19 protein-coding genes, 5 tRNA genes and 1 riboswitch are annotated in these 20,382 nt (G+C 47.2%); of the genes, 12 read left to right on the top strand and 12 right to left on the bottom strand.

The window, feature by feature from the left end; genetic code table 11:
• Positions 1-76: 76 nt before the first annotated feature.
• On the top strand, positions 77-883 hold the full coding sequence (gene lgt, locus K6Y21_RS07905; protein ID WP_233071281.1) for a prolipoprotein diacylglyceryl transferase: 807 nt from the start codon (positions 77-79) through the stop codon (positions 881-883).
• A gap of 66 nt (positions 884-949) precedes the next feature.
• Here lgt and K6Y21_RS07900 read toward each other — a convergent pair whose 3' ends face one another.
• Positions 950-1,801, bottom strand: a complete 852-nt coding sequence (locus tag K6Y21_RS07900; protein ID WP_233071279.1) for a thymidylate synthase — start codon at positions 1,799-1,801, stop codon at positions 950-952.
• Positions 1,802-2,206: 405 nt separating this feature from the next.
• Here K6Y21_RS07900 and K6Y21_RS07895 point away from each other — a divergent pair, with 405 nt between their 5' ends.
• Together K6Y21_RS07895 and K6Y21_RS07890 are read left to right on the top strand one after the other, a co-directional pair.
• Positions 2,207-3,850 carry a methyl-accepting chemotaxis protein gene (locus K6Y21_RS07895; protein WP_233071278.1) on the top strand — a complete coding sequence of 548 codons (1,644 nt, stop codon included), beginning with the start codon at positions 2,207-2,209 and terminating at the stop codon, positions 3,848-3,850.
• A 123-nt stretch (positions 3,851-3,973) separates the two neighbouring features.
• Positions 3,974-4,420 carry a hypothetical protein gene (locus K6Y21_RS07890; protein WP_233071276.1) on the top strand — a complete coding sequence of 149 codons (447 nt, stop codon included), beginning with the start codon at positions 3,974-3,976 and terminating at the stop codon, positions 4,418-4,420.
• 89 nt (positions 4,421-4,509) lie between these two features.
• Here K6Y21_RS07890 and trmB read toward each other — a convergent pair whose 3' ends face one another.
• Positions 4,510-5,226, bottom strand: a complete 717-nt coding sequence (trmB, locus tag K6Y21_RS07885) for a tRNA (guanosine(46)-N7)-methyltransferase TrmB (RefSeq protein ID WP_233071274.1) — start codon at positions 5,224-5,226, stop codon at positions 4,510-4,512.
• A gap of 299 nt (positions 5,227-5,525) precedes the next feature.
• On the opposite strand from trmB, the gene mutY reads away from it, so the two are divergent.
• From mutY to K6Y21_RS07845, 8 genes are all read left to right on the top strand, one after another.
• Positions 5,526-6,605: an A/G-specific adenine glycosylase gene (gene mutY / locus K6Y21_RS07880; RefSeq protein ID WP_233071273.1), complete on the top strand. Its 1,080-nt coding sequence runs from the start codon at positions 5,526-5,528 to the stop codon at positions 6,603-6,605.
• On the top strand, positions 6,598-6,870 hold the full coding sequence (locus tag K6Y21_RS07875; RefSeq protein WP_233071271.1) for an oxidative damage protection protein: 273 nt from the start codon (positions 6,598-6,600) through the stop codon (positions 6,868-6,870). The genes mutY and K6Y21_RS07875 overlap by 8 nt, the downstream gene beginning before the upstream one ends.
• A 5-nt stretch (positions 6,871-6,875) precedes the next feature.
• On the top strand, positions 6,876-8,030 hold the full coding sequence (mltC, locus tag K6Y21_RS07870; protein WP_233071269.1) for a membrane-bound lytic murein transglycosylase MltC: 1,155 nt from the start codon (positions 6,876-6,878) through the stop codon (positions 8,028-8,030).
• A 135-nt stretch (positions 8,031-8,165) separates the two neighbouring features.
• A tRNA-Phe gene (locus tag K6Y21_RS07865) sits at positions 8,166-8,241 on the top strand.
• Positions 8,242-8,276: 35 nt separating this feature from the next.
• A tRNA-Thr gene (locus K6Y21_RS07860) sits at positions 8,277-8,352 on the top strand.
• 8 nt (positions 8,353-8,360) lie between these two features.
• A tRNA-Phe gene (locus K6Y21_RS07855) sits at positions 8,361-8,436 on the top strand.
• A gap of 36 nt (positions 8,437-8,472) precedes the next feature.
• Positions 8,473-8,548: transfer RNA gene (locus K6Y21_RS07850), tRNA-Thr, on the top strand.
• 8 nt (positions 8,549-8,556) lie between these two features.
• Positions 8,557-8,632: transfer RNA gene (locus tag K6Y21_RS07845), tRNA-Phe, on the top strand.
• Between the two features lie 105 nt (positions 8,633-8,737).
• Here K6Y21_RS07845 and K6Y21_RS07840 read toward each other — a convergent pair.
• From K6Y21_RS07840 to K6Y21_RS07815, 5 genes are all read right to left on the bottom strand, one after another.
• Positions 8,738-10,375, bottom strand: a complete 1,638-nt coding sequence (locus K6Y21_RS07840; RefSeq protein WP_233071267.1) for a methyl-accepting chemotaxis protein — start codon at positions 10,373-10,375, stop codon at positions 8,738-8,740.
• Between the two features lie 405 nt (positions 10,376-10,780).
• The gene (locus tag K6Y21_RS21400; protein WP_233071266.1) at positions 10,781-12,418 is read right to left on the bottom strand and encodes a methyl-accepting chemotaxis protein; all 1,638 of its coding nucleotides are present in this window, start codon (positions 12,416-12,418) and stop codon (positions 10,781-10,783) included.
• Between the two features lie 151 nt (positions 12,419-12,569).
• On the bottom strand, positions 12,570-13,163 hold the full coding sequence (locus K6Y21_RS07825) for a DNA-J related domain-containing protein (protein WP_233071265.1): 594 nt from the start codon (positions 13,161-13,163) through the stop codon (positions 12,570-12,572).
• A gap of 59 nt (positions 13,164-13,222) precedes the next feature.
• The gene (locus tag K6Y21_RS07820) at positions 13,223-14,185 is read right to left on the bottom strand and encodes an HlyD family secretion protein (protein ID WP_233071264.1); all 963 of its coding nucleotides are present in this window, start codon (positions 14,183-14,185) and stop codon (positions 13,223-13,225) included.
• Complete coding sequence (locus K6Y21_RS07815) at positions 14,185-14,511, bottom strand: DUF3302 domain-containing protein (RefSeq protein ID WP_233071262.1); 327 nt, start codon at positions 14,509-14,511, stop codon at positions 14,185-14,187. Before K6Y21_RS07815 ends, K6Y21_RS07820 begins: the two co-directional genes overlap by 1 nt.
• A 549-nt stretch (positions 14,512-15,060) precedes the next feature.
• Positions 15,061-15,260, top strand: a riboswitch (cobalamin riboswitch).
• A 35-nt stretch (positions 15,261-15,295) separates the two neighbouring features.
• Between K6Y21_RS07815 and K6Y21_RS07810 the strand changes: the two genes are divergently transcribed.
• Positions 15,296-17,092, top strand: a complete 1,797-nt coding sequence (locus tag K6Y21_RS07810; protein ID WP_233071261.1) for a TonB-dependent receptor domain-containing protein — start codon at positions 15,296-15,298, stop codon at positions 17,090-17,092.
• Positions 17,093-17,218: 126 nt separating this feature from the next.
• On the opposite strand, the gene hemW is transcribed toward K6Y21_RS07810, so the two are convergent.
• From hemW to K6Y21_RS07785, 5 genes are read right to left on the bottom strand one after another with little or no spacing between them, the layout of a single operon-like run.
• A complete protein-coding gene (hemW, locus tag K6Y21_RS07805) occupies positions 17,219-18,367 on the bottom strand; it encodes a radical SAM family heme chaperone HemW (protein ID WP_233071259.1) in 1,149 nt (382 codons plus the stop codon).
• Positions 18,367-18,972 carry an XTP/dITP diphosphatase gene (locus K6Y21_RS07800; protein ID WP_233071258.1) on the bottom strand — a complete coding sequence of 202 codons (606 nt, stop codon included), beginning with the start codon at positions 18,970-18,972 and terminating at the stop codon, positions 18,367-18,369. The genes hemW and K6Y21_RS07800 overlap by 1 nt, the downstream gene beginning before the upstream one ends.
• A 1-nt stretch (position 18,973) precedes the next feature.
• Positions 18,974-19,423, bottom strand: a complete 450-nt coding sequence (locus K6Y21_RS07795; RefSeq protein WP_233071256.1) for a DUF4426 domain-containing protein — start codon at positions 19,421-19,423, stop codon at positions 18,974-18,976.
• A gap of 35 nt (positions 19,424-19,458) precedes the next feature.
• The gene (gene yggU / locus K6Y21_RS07790) at positions 19,459-19,806 is read right to left on the bottom strand and encodes a DUF167 family protein YggU (protein WP_233071254.1); all 348 of its coding nucleotides are present in this window, start codon (positions 19,804-19,806) and stop codon (positions 19,459-19,461) included.
• 7 nt (positions 19,807-19,813) lie between these two features.
• A complete protein-coding gene (locus tag K6Y21_RS07785) occupies positions 19,814-20,380 on the bottom strand; it encodes a YggT family protein (protein ID WP_233071251.1) in 567 nt (188 codons plus the stop codon).
• Between the last annotated feature and the right edge of the window lie 2 nt (positions 20,381-20,382).

Raw genomic sequence — 20,382 nt, 5'->3', positions numbered from 1 at the left:
TACCTCAAGCTATGCCCTTGTTATTGAGCTGGTTTGATTGCAAAATGGCTTCTTTATTTTTGCAAGGTTGACACACATGTCTGAAACGTTCTGGTCTTTTCCCCAAATCGATCCTGTCATATTTAGCGTAGGTCCCCTAGCTGTTCGCTGGTACGGGGTGATGTATCTGGTTGGCTTTGTATTTGCTATGTGGATGGCCAATCGTCGCGCCATGAAACCGGGCTCAGGCTGGACCAAGGATGAAGTCAGTGACGTATTGTTTTATGGCTTTCTGGGAGTGATTATCGGTGGCCGTATGGGTTACGTGATTTTTTATCAAACCAGTCAGTTTTTAGATAACCCGTTATATTTGCTAAAAATATGGGAAGGAGGCATGTCTTTCCATGGTGGGTTACTTGGCGTGATAGTGGCTATGCTGTGGTTTGCCAAGAAGACAAACCGCCGATTTTTTGCTGTCGCTGATTTTATTGCGCCGTTAATACCAGTTGGCTTAGGTGCTGGTCGCTTTGGTAATTTTATCAATGGTGAGTTATGGGGACGTGTCACCGATGGACCTTGGGGTATGGTCTTTCCGGGGGCGGGCCCAGACCCGCGTCATCCTTCTCAGCTTTACGAATTTGCCCTTGAAGGCGTTGTACTCTTTATTATGTTGTACTTCTACTCCAACAAGCCACGCCCTTTAGGCGCTATTTCAGGCCTATTCCTGTTAGGCTATGGCACGTTTAGATTTACCATCGAGTTCGCCCGTGAGCCCGATGCTCATTTAGGCTTACTGACCTTAGGTCTAAGTATGGGGCAGTTATTGTCGCTACCTATGATGATAGCGGGATTGATCTTCATGGTGTGGGCATATAAACAGCCAGCGGTATCCGCTAAGGCTTAATATTTACGTTTAACGTTTGGAACAAGTCAGTTAAAGGGAGCTTAGCTCCCTTTATTTTTGGCTCGGTTATACGGAGAAGGGGTATTTAATCGCTTCGTGGTGTTGATAATCAACCACTTCAAAATCATCTAAGGTTACCCATGTTTCTAAGTCTTCTAAGGTCTTGATCTTAGGGTTGATGATGAGTTTGGGGGCCGGGTAGGGCTCACGTTTTAACTGCACATCACGCATTAATTCCAGTTGATCTTCATAGATGTGGGCGTTGACTATCTTATGGTAGGCCTGACCGGCTTTTTTACCTGTAATTTGCGCCATGATGGCCAAAAAGAAGTAAACCTGCACCATGTTAAAATTTAGGCCTAAGGGCACGTCACACGAGCGCTGAGTGCTATTTAGGTACAAGGTATCACCGAGCAGTGAAAAGTGATGGCTGTACATACAAGGACGCAAACAGCCCATGTGAAACACGCCAGGGTGGTAAAAGGTGTAAATTTCACCTCGGTTATCTATGCCTTGTGTTAGGTCATCGACGATTTGACGCAATAAATCAATGCTGCCACCGTCAGGCTTAGGAAAGTTTCGTCCCACTTTACCGTAAATAAAACCACAGTCATCGGTGCCTTTACGGTAAGGGTTAGCTAACCAATCTGGGTTATCATTGGCATTGGCATCCCAAGTTTTGGTGCCAATGGCGCGAAAGTCGCCAGCATTATCATAGCCGCGAATATAGCCCAATAACTCAGCGATGGCTGACTTCCAAAAGCTCTTACGGGTGGTGACCAGGGGAAATTCGCCCTTAGCGACATCATAAGTTAAATCTGCGTTGATCACGGTTAAACAGCGTTTGCCGGTGCGTTTGTTGTCAACCCAAACCCCTTCATCAACGATACGTTGGCATAAATCTAGATATTGTCTCATTGCATTATTCAGTCAGCTAAAGTGGTCTGGCATTTTAGCAGTTGCCTTTATTGATGTAACCTCTCTGTGCTCAAACTTGGGTGATTCACTTTATGATATCGGTTCCAGCTTAGGCATTGGAAAATGATTAATTATTTTTTAGTGGATAACGCTATTGATTTTATTGTTTATTTTGTCAGAAGTGGTCAATTTTGCTACGACCGAAGACTCAGGTCCGTGGCGCTTTCATCCAAACTACCTATGCTTAATTAGCAAGGCTACTTAATTATGGGTAGTCGAATTAAGCGGAAATATTTTGTTTACTAGGCGGAAAAAGATCATTTAACCGTTTCATGTGATGTGAGTAGGACTGAACCGCGTACTATTTAATCGAATTCCACCGAATTGAGTGCGGAGTAACTGACCATGTTAAATATTGCTTCCCAGATTTTCGGCCGATTTAAATTATCTACCTTAATGATGTTGATGTCCTTAGTTGTGGTGATAGCCATGCTAATGAGTACATTGTCTTCCACTTCTAGCGTTAAGGAAGGGGTGGTGAACCTTGAGCATCATACCTTGCAACATCATGTCACGTCCTTGGCCAAAATGTTGCGCCTCCAATCACAAGATAGTGCCAGCCTAAAGCAGCAGTTATACGCAGCCCGCTGGCGAGACGACAATTCTGGTTATGCTTTTCTATTAAGTGGCAAAGATGGCTCTTATGTGGTCTACCCACCTAACCCGAGTAAAGAAGGTCAGCCCCTCATAGAAATTCAATTAGATGAAGGCGGTACTTTAGCTCAAGCGATTGTGCAAACCAGTCAAACCGGCATTCCGATGATGGTGCATTACCCGCATACTAAACCCGGCGGCAATGAACAAATCAGTAAAGCCACTTACTTATACCCCCTAGAACAAGGGGGAGATGTGCTAGGAGCTGGGATTTACCTCGACAGCTCACAAAGTATTCTCGCCGCCATTTATACCAAAATTTTTGTGCCCTTTGTGGGAGTCACCCTGTTTGTTATCTTAATGATGTTTATCGTTACTAAGCACTTAAATGTAAGAGTTAATTATCTCATTGGCGCCATGCAAAAGCTCTCCCAAGGTGATTTACGTGAGCAAGTTGATTTGAAGGGGCGAGATGAGATGTCCTTTTTGGCTAAGGCCCTTAACCTCAGTCAGCAAAAGCTCAGTGCTATTTTGCAGCAGCAAACCCAAAATGGGGCGAATGTGGCCACCACGGCGGTGCAAATGGACACTAATTTGGGCCACACCAATCAACTGATACAAAGTCAGCTGAATAAGTTAGACCAGCTTGCTAGTGCCATGGAAGAGATGGTTTGCAGCATCAGTGAGGTGGCAGAAAATGCCATGCAAGCCTCCACTGACTCCCATTCCATCGACGATAAATCCCATCAAGGGGAATCGAGTTTAGCCCATTCAATTGCCGCGATTAATGATGTCTGCGATAAATTGAAACAATGCTCTATGGCTGTGCAAGATGTATCGAACGGGGTGATCGCGATCCATTCTGTGGTTGACACCATAAACAGTATCTCTGAGCAAACGAATTTGCTTGCGTTGAATGCGGCCATTGAGTCTGCCCGTGCTGGGGAGCATGGTCGTGGTTTTGCTGTGGTGGCCGATGAGGTGCGCCAACTTGCATTTCGTACTCAAGGCGCCACTGGGGAAATCGCCGAAATGATAGATAAGCTGAAACAGCAAGCGCAGGGGGCGGTGTCTTTGGTGGATTTAAGCGTGAATACGGCGCAACGCGGCTTAACTGAAGCCAATAAAGTGGGCGATGAATTTAAAGCGATCACCGAAGAGATAGGCAGACTCAATGATCGCAATACCTTAATTGCGGCTGCAGCCGAGCAGCAAGCGACGGTGGCGCAAACCATGAGCCAAAACGTCAATGATTTACACATGGAATTAGGGCAAACCAATTCAGAGCTAACCGAGCTCGCGGCTGGCAGCTCTTCTCTTAAACATCAAGCCGAGGAGCTAGATCAACAGTTAGCACAATTTCAATGTCGGGAACTAAGCCACTCGGTGGCCTAAATGACTCAGTAAAATGTTTATTGATTGATCTGTAACTTGCTGTGGCGCAAGGGGCTAACTAGATGTTAGCCTCTTTTTTATTTCTTGAGATTTATATATTTAATGAGATTACTGCGTGGATGTTTGAGATTGTTGTTGGGCTTAGTGACTTTTTGCTCTTTGTTCTACCTCTCTTTCTTGATTGCACCTTATATAGTCGGTCCGAGAAGTCTTCCCTCTGAGCAACAACCAAGCCTGGCTTTTCCTGTTTTGTATCAAAGCGAAACGGGCTATCAAGTGCTGTTTCAGCGCGATCCAAACACGTCATTGCAGCTTGTGGTCGGGCGTGATTTAAGGGGGCGGCTAGAAAATAATGAGGGCTTCGAGTTAGAGCAAGGCGGTGATGGCCAATGGCACTTAACCTATTACGCTGATGACTATATCCATTGGTCCGGTTATTCTGTGGTCAACGATGAAGTGAAGCCGAACTACTACCGTATCAATGGTGCCTTTGTGGTCATGCCCGTGTTTGGCATTCTAGGGGTAATGTATTTATTTGGGAAAATGTTTTGGCAATGGCGGCAAAGTTAACAAAGCAAGGCGGAGTCTATTGGTTAGCTAATCAAATTAAATAAGCTGGACCCTATAGTCCAGCTCTATTATATGGTGCGAAAGGCGGCTTATAGCGCGACGCGTTTAAAGATAAGATCCCATACGCCATGACCTAAGCGGTGACCGCGACTTTCAAATTTAGTTAGCGGGCGCCAATCAGGGCGCGGTACGTAATCTTGAGTTGGTGATGTATTTTCAAATCCCGGCGCTTCGGTCAACTCGGCCAGCATGTGCTCGGCGTAGTTTTCCCAGTCGGTTGCCATGTGGATAATACCGCCTTCACGCATTTTTTGATGAATACAAGCCAAAAACTCAGGTTGGACAATACGGCGCTTGTGGTGGCGCGCTTTGTGCCATGGATCTGGGAAATAAAGCTGGAAGGTCGACATGGCACCATCTGGGATCATATCGGCTAATACTTCCACCGCATCGTGCTCAAATACGCGCAGGTTAGTGATCCCCGCTTCGGCAGCGTCCGCCAGACAGGCACCCACACCTGGGCCGTGCACTTCAATGCCGATGTAATTATAATCAGGGTTGTTCTTCGCCATTTCCACCAAGGACTTACCCATGCCAAAGCCGACTTCAATGACCAAAGGCGCTTGGCGGCCAAATACCGCTTCAAGGTCTAATAATTTCTTTTCATAGGTTAAGCCCATGGTTGGAAAATATTGTTCCTTAGCGTTACTTTGACGCTGTGTCATGCGGCCTTCACGTTTAACAAAACTGCGAATTTTGCGCATGGATTTAGGTTGTGCTTCAGGATTGTTAACGTCATCGCTCATGGCAAATACCTTTTTTGATCGTGTTTCGCGTCAAGCTTAAAACGAAACTCGGGTGGATTTGGTTTAATGGCGTGCATTATCCAAACTTCTCTGCGATAAGCAAGGTTGTTGCGGGTCTGTTTCTCTGGTGTCGCTCGTCGCAGTTGTTTATGCTTGTCGCCTAGTAAAGCGCTATACCCAATCAACTTGAATAAGCATATCTAGGTTGATTGGGTATAAATGCCAAGATGGCATCTTCCTGTTAAGGATCTGTAGCGCTTTAGCAAGTACCCTAAAAATATTAGAAAAGAGAAGCCGTTTTGGACAATGTCGCATTTGCTAACCGTATTTTAGCTTGGTATGACCAACATGGTCGTAAAACCTTGCCTTGGCAGTTAGCTAAAACCCCCTATTCAGTATGGGTGTCAGAAATCATGTTGCAACAAACTCAAGTTGCTACCGTGATCCCTTATTTCAATCAGTTTATGCAATCCTTCCCCGATGTGATCGCCTTGGCCAATGCTAATCAAGACGAAGTTTTGCATCACTGGAGTGGATTAGGCTACTACGCCCGAGCGCGTAATTTACATAAAGCCGCTCAAATGATCCGCGATAACTATAACGGGCGATTTCCTGAAGATTTTGATGAGGTACTGGCTTTGCCGGGCATAGGGCGTTCCACCGCAGGGGCGGTGCTGTCTCTTTCCCTTGGTCAATATCACCCCATCTTAGATGGCAATGTGAAGCGGGTGTTGGCTAGACATCAGGCTATTGCAGGCTGGCCGGGGCAAAAAGCCGTAGAGCAGCAATTGTGGCAATTAAGTGAGCTTTGTACCCCGCGCCAAGGTGTAACCCAGTTTAACCAAGCGATGATGGACATGGGGGCCACCATTTGTACGCGCAGCAAACCTAAATGTGATATTTGCCCCATTGCAAGTGATTGTATGGCGCTGGCACAGGAAACCCCTACCGCGTATCCTCATTCGAAACCGAAAAAAACGCAGCCCGTGAAGCGTGGACGTTTGATTATTGTGCGTGATGGGCAAAAGGTATGGCTAGAGCAGCGGCCTCCCACAGGCATTTGGGGTGGTTTATGGTGTTTTCCTCAAGCTGAGGATGATCGCGAGCAAGAGGCTGTCCTAGCGCGCCTTGGCGTCGAGCAGTATCACATCCAACATCTAGACGCGTTTCGCCACACCTTTAGCCATTATCATTTTGATATTCAGCCGGTGCTGGTGGATGTTTCGTTGTGGAATACGCGTCAGGTAATGGAAGCGGATGCGGCTCTCTGGTATAACTTAGCCCAACCACAAACGATTGGCTTAGCGGCTGCCACGCAAAAATTGCTCGACAGCCCAGCTTTACAACTTGTTGCAACAGTAGAGGATAACCATGGCTAGAACCGTAATGTGTGCCCGCCTGAAAAAAGAACTACCTGGCCTTGATTTTCAATTAATTCCAGGGGAATTGGGGAAGCGTGTTTTTGATAATATTTCCAAGGAAGCCTGGACGGATTGGCAAAAAAAACAAACCATGCTAATCAACGAAAAAAAATTAAATTTGATGAACGCCGATGATCGTAAACTGCTTGAAACAGAAATGGTGAAGTACCTTTTTGAAGGGCAAGAGGTCGATATCGAGGGCTATACACCTCCTTCAGCTTAATGCCTATGAAGTTCACTTATTCAAGCTTATGCCTTGTGCCCACGCTGCTATTAGCGGCGTGTGCAAGTAATGAGGCACCCATTTCAACAACCGATGAGGTTGATCAATTTTTGGCGCAGCGCCAAGACTATTACGACAGCAATCCAAACGATACCACCAAGGATACCGAAGGCTTCGAAAGCTTGATCAACCACTTTGCCGATCGGGTATATGTGACTTGGGGGCAAAATGACAGTGTGTTTGCTAGCAGTAAGCATTATGTTAAGTACACAGATAATTACCAAAGTCGTGCGCAAATTGATTTTGACAACGGCGTGATTACCATAGAAACCATCGCAACAGAGCAACCCGAGCAGCATTTACACCATGCTATTGTGGCCACCTTGTTGACCCCCAGCGATCCTAGTTCAGTTGACTTATTTTCGGCTCAAGAAATCGATCCCAGTGCGGGTGACCCCTTCTTACTTGGGCAAGTAGAAGATCAGGAAGGGCAACCCATAAAATGGGGCTGGCGTGCGAACCGCTTTGCAGAGCACTTATTAGCAACGCAGTTAGTGCGTGAATATCGCCAAATCGGTGAAGTGTGGTCGGTGAGCTTCAATCTGGTCAAAGATCATCAAAACCAACGCGAATACAAGTATGCGCATTTGGTCAGGAAATATAGCCAAAAATACGACATCGATGAAAGCCTGATCTATGCGGTGATGAAAACCGAAAGTAGCTTTAACCCTTACGCAGTATCTCATGCCAACGCCTATGGTTTGATGCAGGTCGTTCCGGCGACGGCTGGGCGGGATGTGTTTGAAAAAATCAAACAACGCGGCGGTGAGCCATCGCGGCAATACTTGTTTGATCCGGAAAACAATATTGATGTTGGTACGGCTTATCTGCATATTTTGAAAAACCGCTATCTCAAGGATATTCAAGATCCTGAATCGTTGCGCTACGCGATTATTTCGGCATACAACGGCGGCGCGGGAAATGTATTAAAAACGTTTCACAGTGATCGAAAACATGCGCCCAACGTAATAAATCAACATTCTAGCCAACAGGTGTATCAAATGCTCACGCAACAACATCCGTCGGCAGAATCTCGGCGCTATCTTTATAAGGTGAATAAAGCGCAGCAACTGTTTTACCAAAACCGCAGTCAGGGCTAATTTCGGGTTTTTGGCATGAAACTGCTGCTTTTTACCGCGAACTGGTGAAAGCTTGTGCAAACAGTTAGCGAGAGCAGGAATTTTTAAAAAAACAGTTGACGGTTGCAACCAAAATCTATTTAATAGCGCTCCGTCGCCCAGATAGCTCAGTCGGTAGAGCAGGGGATTGAAAATCCCCGTGTCCGTGGTTCAATTCCGCGTCTGGGCACCATTTTTAAAACTTAAGGTGCTGCACGTTAAGTACGTGCCGACTTAGCTCAGTAGGTAGAGCAACTGACTTGTAATCAGTAGGTCACCAGTTCGATTCCGGTAGTCGGCACCATTTGTTTCGCCCAGATAGCTCAGTCGGTAGAGCAGGGGATTGAAAATCCCCGTGTCCGTGGTTCAATTCCGCGTCTGGGCACCATATTAAACTTAAGGTTAATAACGTTAAGTTTAACGTGCCGACTTAGCTCAGTAGGTAGAGCAACTGACTTGTAATCAGTAGGTCACCAGTTCGATTCCGGTAGTCGGCACCATTTATTTCGCCCAGATAGCTCAGTCGGTAGAGCAGGGGATTGAAAATCCCCGTGTCCGTGGTTCAATTCCGCGTCTGGGCACCATATAAAAGGCCTCGCATCTGCGAGGCCTTTTTTTTCATTTTAATTTTCCGTCTTGACAGAAACAGCGCCGAAGCGCTTAGCTAGCACAATAGAGTCACGTCGTCTTTACACCTTAAACTGCGCCACCAGTAGATCTAAGTTTTCACACTGCTGGGCGAGGGATTCGCAGGCGTTTTCGGCACTGGACACCATTTCAACCACTTGATGGCTGTTATCGGCAATGCGTTGTACGTTGCTACTGACCTCTTCGCTGACTTGATTTTGTTCTTTAGCGGCGGTGGCGATTTGAATGTTAATGTCATTTATCATGGTGATGGCATTGACTATGGTGTCTAAGGATGCGCCTGCTTCGCCTGCTTGCGTTGCGGTTTGTTGGCCGCTATCTTGGCTTGAAGTCATCACACTTACAGCTTGTTTGGCACCGTTTTGCAGCTTTTCAATCATGTTTTGGATTTCACCCGTGCTGGCTTGGGTTTTGCTGGCCAGTGAGCGCACCTCATCGGCCACCACCGCGAAGCCTCGCCCTTGTTCGCCGGCTCTAGCCGCCTCTATCGCCGCATTTAATGCCAGCAGGTTAGTTTGGTCGGCAATGCCTCGGATCACGTCTAAAATCGACGCTATGTCGCCGACATCATGCTCTAAGGTATTAATTACGTTGGCCGCCTGCTCTAGCTCTTTAGATAGCGACTGAATGGACACCACTGTGGTTGAAATGATGCGCTTCGCAGTGGTCGCTTCGTTATCGGCGTCTTGGCTAGCATTGGCTGCATCTTCTGCATTTTGGCTAACGGTCTCGCTAGTCGCACTCAACTCGTGGACTGCTGTGGCCACGGCATCGCTTTCAAGTTGTTGATTACTTGCGCCTTGTGCCACACCTTGAGTGATCGACTGAATATTGGTCATTTCCGCGCGCACGGCATTGGATGAAATGATGACTTCGGTAATGGTTTGTTGAATCTTTTCAACAAAGGTATTAAAGGATCCGGCAAGCAAGCCCACTTCATCTTGGGTTTCAACGGGCACGCGGGCGGTGAGATCACCTTCACCCGAGGCGATGTTTTCCATCGCTGCGGTTAATCGCTTCACTGGTGCCATGATGATGTTAGCTAACCACCAAGTTAATGCGGCTGCGATGATGAGGGCGATGACTCCCGCAATTGCCATCATCAGTTTGGTCTGTTCAATGGCGCTGAGTTGTTGCTGCTTAAATGCGTCGGTATTGGCCAGCAGGTCGCTTTGTACACGCTTTAAAGCGGCTCGCATGGTGTCAAATGCTTGTTCTAGTTCATCGCCTTGACTGGCAAACAAACTCGCGGCTTGTTGCGGATTGGCAACATAAGGCTTGGTTAGGTTAAACCAGATATCAAAGGTGCTTGCCATTTCATCAAGATGTGCCTGATGCGTTTGGCTTAAAAAGCCGTTATCGACTAACTTTTGCGATGACATGATCCTCGCCCTGGATTTCGGGGCATCATCATTATACTCGCTAATGTATTTTGCGATTAATTTAGGGTCGCCGTTGGCGATAACCAAGCTTTTAATGGCGCTTGTGACTTGGTATGCGTCGCGGTAACCATCATCTAGAGCGGCGACAACGGGCTGGATCTCTTGGCTGTAACGCAAACTCGAGGCGGCTTGTTGATTAAAATTCGCGATCACGAACGCCATGATCAGAATAAAAATAAGCGAGACGAGCACAACAGGTAAGGCAAATTTAGCCCTAAAGCTGAGGTTATTTAGCATATCGGCTTCCATTGACTGGCGGTGAGTTCTTTCAAGTATAGAAAGAACATTTCTCACTGCATGGAAATCCTGGCTTTCAATAGGGGTTGCAACAAATAAAAAAAGCGCCGAAGCGCTTTTTTGGCAGGTAACTAGGGCCTGTTGACCTTTTAAGCTTGTTTTTGCAGCGATTTGTTGGGTATTTATACAAGGCAGCGACTTTGCCGCATAGTCAGCTACGCAAAAAGGCGCTAACGCAGTAGAAATGACCAACAAACGCTGTCCTCTGGATTCGGCTAAAAGCGTTTTGTTCGTCGTTGAGCAATATTTACTTAGAAAGCTAAGCTACACACTGCTCGCCTTGCCCAAAACGCTTTTATCTCGAACAAAAATTAACCGCGAAAGGTCAACAGGCCCTAAATGGTGCTACACCTTAAATTGAGCGACGAGCTTATCTAGGTTTTCACATTGCTGAGCTAATGAATCACAGGCATTTTCGGCACTGGACACCATTTCAACCACTTGATGGCTGTTATCGGCAATGCGCTGTACGTTGCTGCTGACCTCTTCGCTGACTTGGTTTTGCTCTTTAGCGGCGGTGGCGATCTGAATGTTAATGTCATTAATCATGGCGATGGCATTGACTATGGTGTCTAAGGATGCACCTGCTTCACCTGCTTGCGTTGCGGTTTGTTGGCCGCTGTCTTGGCTGGAAGTCATCACGCTCACCGCTTGTTTGGCACCGTTTTGCAGCTTTTCAATCATGTTTTGGATTTCACCCGTACTGGCTTGGGTCTTACTGGCCAGTGAGCGTACCTCATCGGCCACCACCGCAAACCCTCGCCCTTGTTCGCCGGCTCTGGCCGCTTCTATTGCCGCATTTAATGCCAGCAGGTTAGTCTGGTCGGCAATGCCTCGGATCACGTCTAAAATCGACGCTATGTTGCCGACATCATGCTCTAAGGTATTAATCACGTTGGCCGCCTGCTCTAGCTCTTTAGATAGCGACTGAATGGACACCACAGTGGTTGAAATAATGCGTTTAGCACTGGTTGCTTCATTATCGGCATCTTGACTGGCGTTGGCTGCGTCCTCGGCGTTTTGACTGACGGTTTCGCTGGTGGCGCTTAATTCATGTACCGCGGTCGCCACGGCATCGCTTTCAAGTTGTTGATTACTTGCGCCTTGGGCCACACCTTGAGTGATCGACTGAATATTGGTCATTTCCGCGCGTACCGCATTGGATGACACGATCACTTCGGTAATGGTTTGCTGAATTTTTTCAACAAAGGTATTGAAGGATTCGGCTAACTGACCCACTTCATCTTGGGTTTCAACGGGCACGCGAGCGGTGAGGTCGCCTTCACCCGAGGCGATGTTTTTCATCGCTTGGGTTAAACGCAGAACAGGGGCGATAAGGATTTTACCGAGAAACCAAGTGAGTAATATCGCCGCGACTAAGCCGCCGATAGCGCCGATTTCCATCATGGTTTTGGCACTTGCGATGGCATTGAGTTTCTCTTGTTCAACCACGTTGATGCGCTCAATCAAATCATCCTGCACTTGCTTTAAGGAAGCACGCATCTTGTCAAAGGCTTGTTCTAATTCAACGCCTTGTTGTTCAAACAGCGCGGGGGCTTGCTCTGGCTTGTTGATGTATGGTTTCGTCATGGCAAGCCACGCATCAAAGTTTTTTGCCAGCTCGTCTAAATGACTTTGATGAGAACGGTCAATAAAGCCGATTTCGATCAACCGCTGCGCCGCTAATAAACGCTTTCGCGCTTTTGGGGCGTTGTCGTTGTATTCAAACACTTGTTTTTCAATCAAGGTCTGGTTGCCATTGGCAATAACCAGCCCTTGTAGCGCTGCAGTGGCTTGATACACATCGCGGTAACCATCATCAAGATCCATCATCACCGGTTGCACTTCTTGGGTGTACTGGGTATTGAACTCAACTTGTTGATTAAAGGCCATGATGGTGTAGATAAATATGACAGCGAAAATGAATGTCACTAGCACCACGGGAATGGCAAGCTTCACTCTAAAATTAAGATTATTTAACACGGCGCACCTCTTCGATGGTTAGGTGTGTAAACACACAGAGATAAACAACTTTTATCCACGGATATAAAAAGTTGAGTTTATAAACATTATCGGAATGATAACGAGAATCTTGATTAAATCATTGGCTTTTAGCCAAAAACATCTAGTTCTATCACGAAATACAATCGTGATTGCATTTTAATACTTGCCAAGCTGCCAAATAGCGTTGGAAGTTGGCTGCGGGCTCTTGGCTACGATCGGGGTGATGACGCAGGGCAAGTTGGCGCCAGCGGCGCTTTATTTGCAAAGCCGATGCGTTTGGGGGTAATTCGAAAATAGCGAGCGCTTGTTGGCGAGAGCATTCAGCCGTTGCTCGTGGGGCTTGTAACGCTTGCCAAAATTGGTTAAGTAACGCATCCACTTCGGCTTTTGTTGCCTGGTAGTTCTGCCAGTCTAGATAAAAAGCTTGTAAGCCTGTTTGCAAGCTTGGCTCCCCTTGTTGGGCAAGAAGTTGCTTCGGTGATCTCGCCACTAGCTCGATATGCAAGCTGCTAATCAGTAGCTCATAGTCATCGGCTAATTCTTGTTTTAGCTGAAACAGGGCATTCATGATCAAGAAGTTTAGCTTGTACAAATGCAAGTTAGCATCAGCGTCGAGCTGAGTTTGCCGTAGTGGTTTGATGAGCTGTGCGAGTTGATGGATTTTGAAGGGGCCTGGCTCACTAATTAATAGCTCAAATAGGGGGTCGATTAATGGATTGTCCATGGCTCGCCTTTCGCTAATGGGGGGGATTTCAGGGCCGCATTCGCGCGGCCCTGTAATGATTAATGGAAAGGGAAGAAGTAACTCATCCAAGACGACATGCGCAGTAAAATTTTACGCATCACAGCGACGTGATGGAAGTGGTCGGAATAGACCGCTGCTTGGCCAAAGGCACCGCCCGGAATGTCCGCACTAAACTCATCAAAGTCAGGGTCGGTAATGGTTAAGACCACGGCAACCCGGCCCGGCATCGGTGCCGTAGCAGGTGAGATAATGGTGCCCGAAGGTTGGACTTGGCCTTCCACCATAGCCGGTGATACCCGCTCGACCTTGGCTTTAAAGACGCGCCCCGGGATGCCATCGAACGCAATTTCGGCGTCATAACCGGGTTTTAAACGTAATAAGCTGTTTTGTCTAAACCACGCCGTGTATTGGTTTTGTCCTTCGCGGTTAACGAAAATCATGACAGGTCGCAGCGGCATCGCGACCGCTAACATGCCCGGATAAAGGGCTTGCTGCACCACATAGCCATCGTTCATGGCTTTGACTTCGGTTTGTGATAATTCAAATTCGGCGTGTACCAGTTGCGCTTTAATATCATCCACATTGGCGCGTGCGACATCTATGTCACGCTGTTTACCCACGCCACGCTTTTTTAGCTCTAGGGCCCGGCTTAAATCATCTTTAGCACTTTTTAGCCTCGCTTTGAGGGAGTCCACTTTACTTTGAAATGGCGTTGCATCTAGCTTGAATAAGGTATCGCCTTTCGCCACTGGGGTATTAGGTTTGACCAATACTTCGGTTACTTGCCCTGTCACCGCGGGCACAACAGGGGTGGTGACATAGTATTCACGGGTCATTTCCGAGTAAGGGTGGTTGTAGTTCATTAAAAAGATCAAGGTGCCGATTAATACGATGCCCCCTAGCACGGCGGTGGGCACCGTCCACTTATTAAGAGGGATTTTGAAGATCTTAAAGACGGCGACACAAATGGCGGTGTAAGTCAGTATGAGCAGTAAATCCATTATTTGTCTCCTTGACTTTCAAGCTGGTTAAGACGGCTTTCTAACTCGTCAATTTTGAGGTAAAGCTCTTCCATTTTGGTATCACGACCGCTAGTGCCAAATCCCCAACCTCTATCTTCACGATACAAGGTGGCCCAAATCCACAGAAACGGCCACAACACATGCAGGGTAAACAAGCTCACCCAACCTGCGACATGAATCGCATCCTGATGAGGATGATTGCGATGTTTGGATATTTCGTAAGGAATATCATGGATGGCGATAATGCCGTAGAAAAAGGTGATGGCGACAAACACCAACAAGCCTAAGGCAAAGTAATCAAGCACGGTTTGATCCTTTTTTTGTGTTTAATTGAGAAAGCTAGTATATGCCCAATGCGTGACAGAAGTTAAGTTTTTGTGGAGGAGAAATAGAGGTATGTTAGGGCTTGTTGACCTTTCGCGGTTAATTTTTGTTCGAGAGGGGACACCCTGTCTAAAAGCGTTTTGAGCAAGGCGAGCAGTGTGTAGCTTAGCCTTCTAAGTAAATACTGCTCAACGACGCACAGAATGCTTACGCCCGAAGGGCTTTAGCCGAATCCGTAGGACAGCGTTTGTTGGTCATTTCTACTACGTTAGCGCCTTTTTGCATAGATGGCTATGCTACAAAGGTGCTGCCCACAACGATTGTTTTGTATAAATATCCAACAAATCGCTGCAAAAACAAGCTCAAAAGGTCAACAGGCCCTAATGATTTACCGTTTTCTTAGGGAAATGGCTGGATTTTGTTAACAAGTGATACGTTATCGCCAAATTGAGCGGCCATAGCCGAACTTAATATTGCCATAAGTAGAATATTGGACAAAACAATGCTGGACTTTTGGCCCTGCTGTCCTTAGCATGCGCGCCGACGCTGGTTTAAGCCCATTTGGGGTGGGAACAGGGTGAAAATCCCTGACTGACGCGCAGCGGTAATAGAGCAAGCATCATGACAGAGTAAAACTCAGACACTGAAGGTCATCCTTTGGGAAGTCGTCATGCGCGCCCTTAGCGGGCAACTCTTAAGTCCGAATACCGACCAGCAACTAAGCGATGGACGCTTAGGTTTTAACGCGACTAAGGTTTATAGACAATGAAAAAAACACTTCTCGCAGTGGCATTGACGCCGCTGTGCATGCCTTTTGCACTTGCAGAATCTGCCGATGACACCATGATCATCACCGCCAACCGCACCAATCAACCGTTAACCAGTGCTCTTGCGCCTGTGGTGGTGGTTGAAAAAGAAGAAATAGAAGCTTCTCAAGCTAAATCCTTTGCGCAAGTGTTGCGCCGTTTGCCGGGGATCCAGGTTAATGAAGGTGGCATGGGCCAGCAAACGGATATTTTTGTGCGCGGTGCTTCGAGTAAACATGTGCTATTGCTGATTAATGGCGTTCGTATTGGCAGCGCGACAACCGGGGCGGCTGATTTTGGCCAAATTCCATTAACGGGGATCGAACGAATTGAGTTTATCCGCGGGCCAAGAGCCACTATTTATGGCTCAGATGCCATCGGTGGCGTGATCAATGTGATCACCAGCTACCAAGGTAAAGACGAAGTGGCATTAAGTGGTAGCGTGGGCTCTTATGAGTACGCCAGCATTGAAACGTCTATTTCACATGCGCTCACCGACACCTTTTGGGCAAAGTTAGCCGCCAAACACGACAACAGTGATGGCTTTTCTTCTCAGAAGTTACCCCAAGATCAAGATGACGATGGCTTTCGTAACACCAGTGTTGTGGCTGAGCTAGGTGCGCATATCAATGAACAATGGCAAGCCAGCTTGCAAGGTTACTTGCAACAAGGTAAAGCTGAATACGACAGTAGCTGGTATCAAAATCCATACAGTGAAACCGATAATTACAATGTGGCGGGTAAGTTAAGCTATCAAGGAAAGCAGCTGTTCTCTGAGCTAACCTTAGCGGCGAACCAAGACAAAAGTGAGAACAAATCAGCCACATCTAACAATGAGTTTAAAACTCAGCGGCAATTGGCTAACTGGTTAGTGAGTGCGCCGATTGCGCCACAGGCGACCCTAACGGGCGGTTTAGAGTGGGTTCAGGATAAGGTGGCGACGTCGGGCTCGCCTTATGCGAAGACAGAGCGCGATAATAAGGCCGCTTATGTCAATGTGCATTACCAGTTGGCGCCGGTAAGCTTTGAAGGCAGTGCCCGTGTTGATGACAACCAAAGCTATGGCAGCCATACCACATGGCAAATGGCGACAGGGATCCAAGTGCACCCCCAGGTGCGTTTAGTCGGCTCTGTCGGTACCGCATTTAAAGCGCCAAGCTTTAATGACTTATATTACCCTGAAACGGCATGGAACAAGGGCAACCCTGATCTTAAGCCCGAGGAGTCGGTGGGTTATGATCTTGCGATAGAATGGGCTTATGAGTATGCCGATCTACGCTTGGGCACGTACGAATCTCGCATTGATGATTTAATTATCTGGCCAGCCCCCACTTACTACACACCAGAGAACGTGGACACCGCATCCATTAAAGGGGTGGAGTTCCAAGCGGATTTCGCAACCGGTGAGGTGAATCATTTCTTGTCTTATGACTATGTCGATGCCAGAGATAAGGCGACCAATAAGTACTTGCCGCGCCGTGCGATGCACATGGTTAAATGGAATATCAACTACCGCTTCCAAGGTTTACAGTTGGATTTAGACAACCTATACCACGGCGATTCCTATGACGATAGCGCCAATACGAATAAGGTGAAGGGCTATTATTTGGCGGATATTGCGGCCAGTTATTACTTCAATAACGGCTTGATCTTACGTGGTCGGGTTGCCAACATTTTTGATAAGAAATATGAAGTGAAGCAAAATTACAACACGGCTGAGCGCAGTGTGTATGCCACCGCGACTTACCGCTTTTAGTTAAATAACTTCAGTTCTGGTTAACTCTGGGAGCTGCAGTTTTGTGGGAGCTGCAGTCATGCAGCGATTAACTTAGCTAAAATAGTTAACAATTAAAAAGGGCCCTAACTGTTTAGGGCCCTTTTTCTATTCGTCATCCATAAATAAAGCCAGCAGTTCGTTAAGGTAGCGGTGGCCTTGCGGGCTAACCTGCCACTGCTGACCCAGATCAAGCAGTAAACCTTTGGCGATAGCGTCATCTATCGTGCCTTGCATTAAGCTCAATGGCTGGCCGGTGCGCTCGCTAAACTCATTCTTGTCAAAGGCTTCAAATAAACGCAAACGATTCATCATGTACTCAAATGGCAACTCTTGTGGTGCGACGGTGACGAGTTGATCTAAATAAGCCCTATTGGGATCCAGATAGCCACTGGGGTGTTTGACCTTAGTGGTGCGAATAATCTTATTTTCATCGGCTAAGGTAATTTTGCCATGGGCACCGCAGCCTATCCCAAGATAATCACCAAAGCGCCAATAATTTAAATTATGCTGGCATTGTTTACCGGGCTTAGCATAGCCAGAGATTTCGTATTGCACATAGCCTGCCTCGGTGAGCCGCTGGTGGCCTTGCTCATAAATATCCCACAAAATATCGTCATCGGGCAGGGTTGGTGGCTTGGAGGCAAATTGTGTATTGGGCTCTATGGTCAGCTGATACCAAGACAAATGGGGCGGTGCGAGCTCGATGGCGGTGGAAAGATCAAACAAGGCATCGCTGAGGTTTTGATCTGGCAAGCCGTGCATTAAATCTAAATTAAAGCTGTTTAAAGCACTGGCCTTAGCAAGTTTGGCTGCATTAACGGCTTCATCTTGGCCGTGGATCCGGCCAAGTAAATTCAGCTTAGGCTGCTGAAAGCTTTGCACGCCGATAGAAATTCGGTTCACACCAGCATCGATAAACCCTGCAAAGCGCGCCGTTTCTACCGTGCCGGGATTGGCCTCCATGGTGATTTCGATGTTCTTGGCAAAGGGGATTTGTTGTTCTACCCCCGCCAGCAAACGGGCCATCGCCTCTGCACTTAGCAAGCTAGGTGTGCCGCCACCAATAAAAATACTGGTTAATGGACGACCTTGCACGTAATGGGCTTCCAGCTTAAGGTCATCCAACAAGGCGGTGATATATTCGGTTTCAGGAATTTCGCCTTTTAAACCGTGGGAATTAAAATCGCAATAGGGGCACTTTTGCACGCACCAAGGTATGTGTATGTATAAGCTAAGAGGGGGCAGAGTGAGCATTATTGTCCTAGCTTTTTGTTGATTTTGGTACTGAGCAGCTGCAAGGCTTTGCCGCGATGGCTGAGCTGGTTTTTGCGCTCCTTGCTAAGCTCGGCGCTGACTTTGCCTTCGCTTGGGACAAAGAATACCGGATCATAGCCAAAGCCGTTTTCGCCATGGGGTTTGGTGGTAATAAAGCCTTCCCAAGTACCGTGACAAATCACGGGTGTTGGATCATCAGCGTGTGCCATGAGTACCAGCACACAATGAAAACGCGCCGTGCGCTGTGATTCAGGTACGCCGTCTAGCTCGTGTAGCAGCTTGTCGATATTGGCTTGATCATTGGCATGAGGGCCAGCAAAGCGGGCGGAATAGATGCCTGGCGCACCTTTAAGAAAGTCCACCTCGAGGCCGGAATCATCGGCAATGGCGGGCAAGCCGGTGACGTAGGCGGCGTGGCGCGCCTTAATAATGGCGTTTTCGACAAAAGTTGTGCCGGTTTCTTCCACCTCGGAAACCTTAAAGTGGCTTTGAGGCAGCACTTCGAGATCATAAGGCGCTAGCATATCGGCTAGCTCTTTTACCTTGCCTAGATTACCTGTGGCAAGTACAAGTTGCTTGGTCATATTAGTCTTCTTCAACGTAAAATTTTTGCACGAACTTTAAACGGTTATTTTTGCCTTGGCTGGTTACCTTAATATCAAAAGTAAAGGTTTCTTCATGGCGAAACGGCAGTTCGGCCAGGTAATAGATGGCATCACCTTCTTTTACCTCACGAAAGTTAAGCTCGGTGACGTTGCCGAGTAAGTTTTTTGCCGTGCCAGTTAAAGTGGCGGGCACACTCGGATTGCCTAGCTGCTGCGTATCAAGCACGCTGATGTTAAGTAATGCATTGTAACCGCTGCGTTTTATCTTATAGGCGCGGGCTATTTTGGGCGTCAAAAAGGTGGAGTTAAACGCAATATAATGCACGTCTAAATTGGCAAAGGTTTGTTTTTGCTCGGCCCAGCTTGGCGTGCTTATGAGCAACATAAGGGTGGCGAATAGGCTCAAGGCCAGCGCTTTAAAGTTAAGCATACGGTACTCCTTACTCTTAGGATGCTTAAGTGAGGTTAATTATGATCCATTAGCGACAAAATCACCTCAGGGATCACTTTAGGTTGGTCAATTCTGACTTGTTTATGACGGCTAAGCTCGCCTTTTTCTATGCTTATCTGGCTTTTAGCCGTTTTGCATTGCTTGCTCAAAAATTTAACAAGATGGCGATTGGCTTGACCATCAACAGGCGGCGCCGTGATAGTGATTTTAAGCTCGCCATCGTGCAGGCCGACAATGGCATCTTTTGCGGCTTTGGGCTGCAGGTAAATATGTAACAAAAGTGAGCTAGGAGCATGTGTATTTTTATCCAAGGTGGCAAGGCAAGCTTGACCACCTTGAAAGACATTGGTTTGAGATGACATTTTGATGTTAGATCACTGCCCACAACTGACCAAGTACGCTGTAGAAGCCGTAGTTGATAAATTGCAGCGCAATGAAAATCACCAAAATGGACAAATCGAGCCCGCCCATTGCTGGCAATATTCTACGCACAGGTGCCATTAAGGGCTCAGTAAGCTGATACATCACATACTCGATGGGGCTGCGGCCTTGGCTAACCCAGCTTAAAATTGCCCGAATGATTAACACCCAGAATAACAAGTAGCCGATTTTCTTTAACGCGACGAGAGCGGTAACGAGTAATAACCCGCCAACACTATTCATGGCATAAGGCAGAAAGTTCAGGTATTGCAAAAGCAACAACTTAGCCAGTACCACTAATAACAGCAATACCACGCTGGCGACATCAAAACCGCCAAACCCTGGGATCACGCGGCGCAAGGGTTTGAGCAATGGATTGGTGGCTTTGACCACAAATTGGCAAAACGGATTATAAAAATCTGCCCGCACCAATTGCAGCCACAAGCGTAATATCACCACTGAAATATATAAATCAAACAGGGTGTTAATTAAAAAATCAAACGGGTTGGTGCCCATCT

The sequence above is a fragment of the Motilimonas eburnea genome, assembly GCF_021295345.1.
GTDB lineage: Bacteria > Pseudomonadota > Gammaproteobacteria > Enterobacterales > CBDFNC01 > Motilimonas > Motilimonas eburnea.
This window is presented reverse-complemented; position numbering and strand designations above follow the sequence as displayed.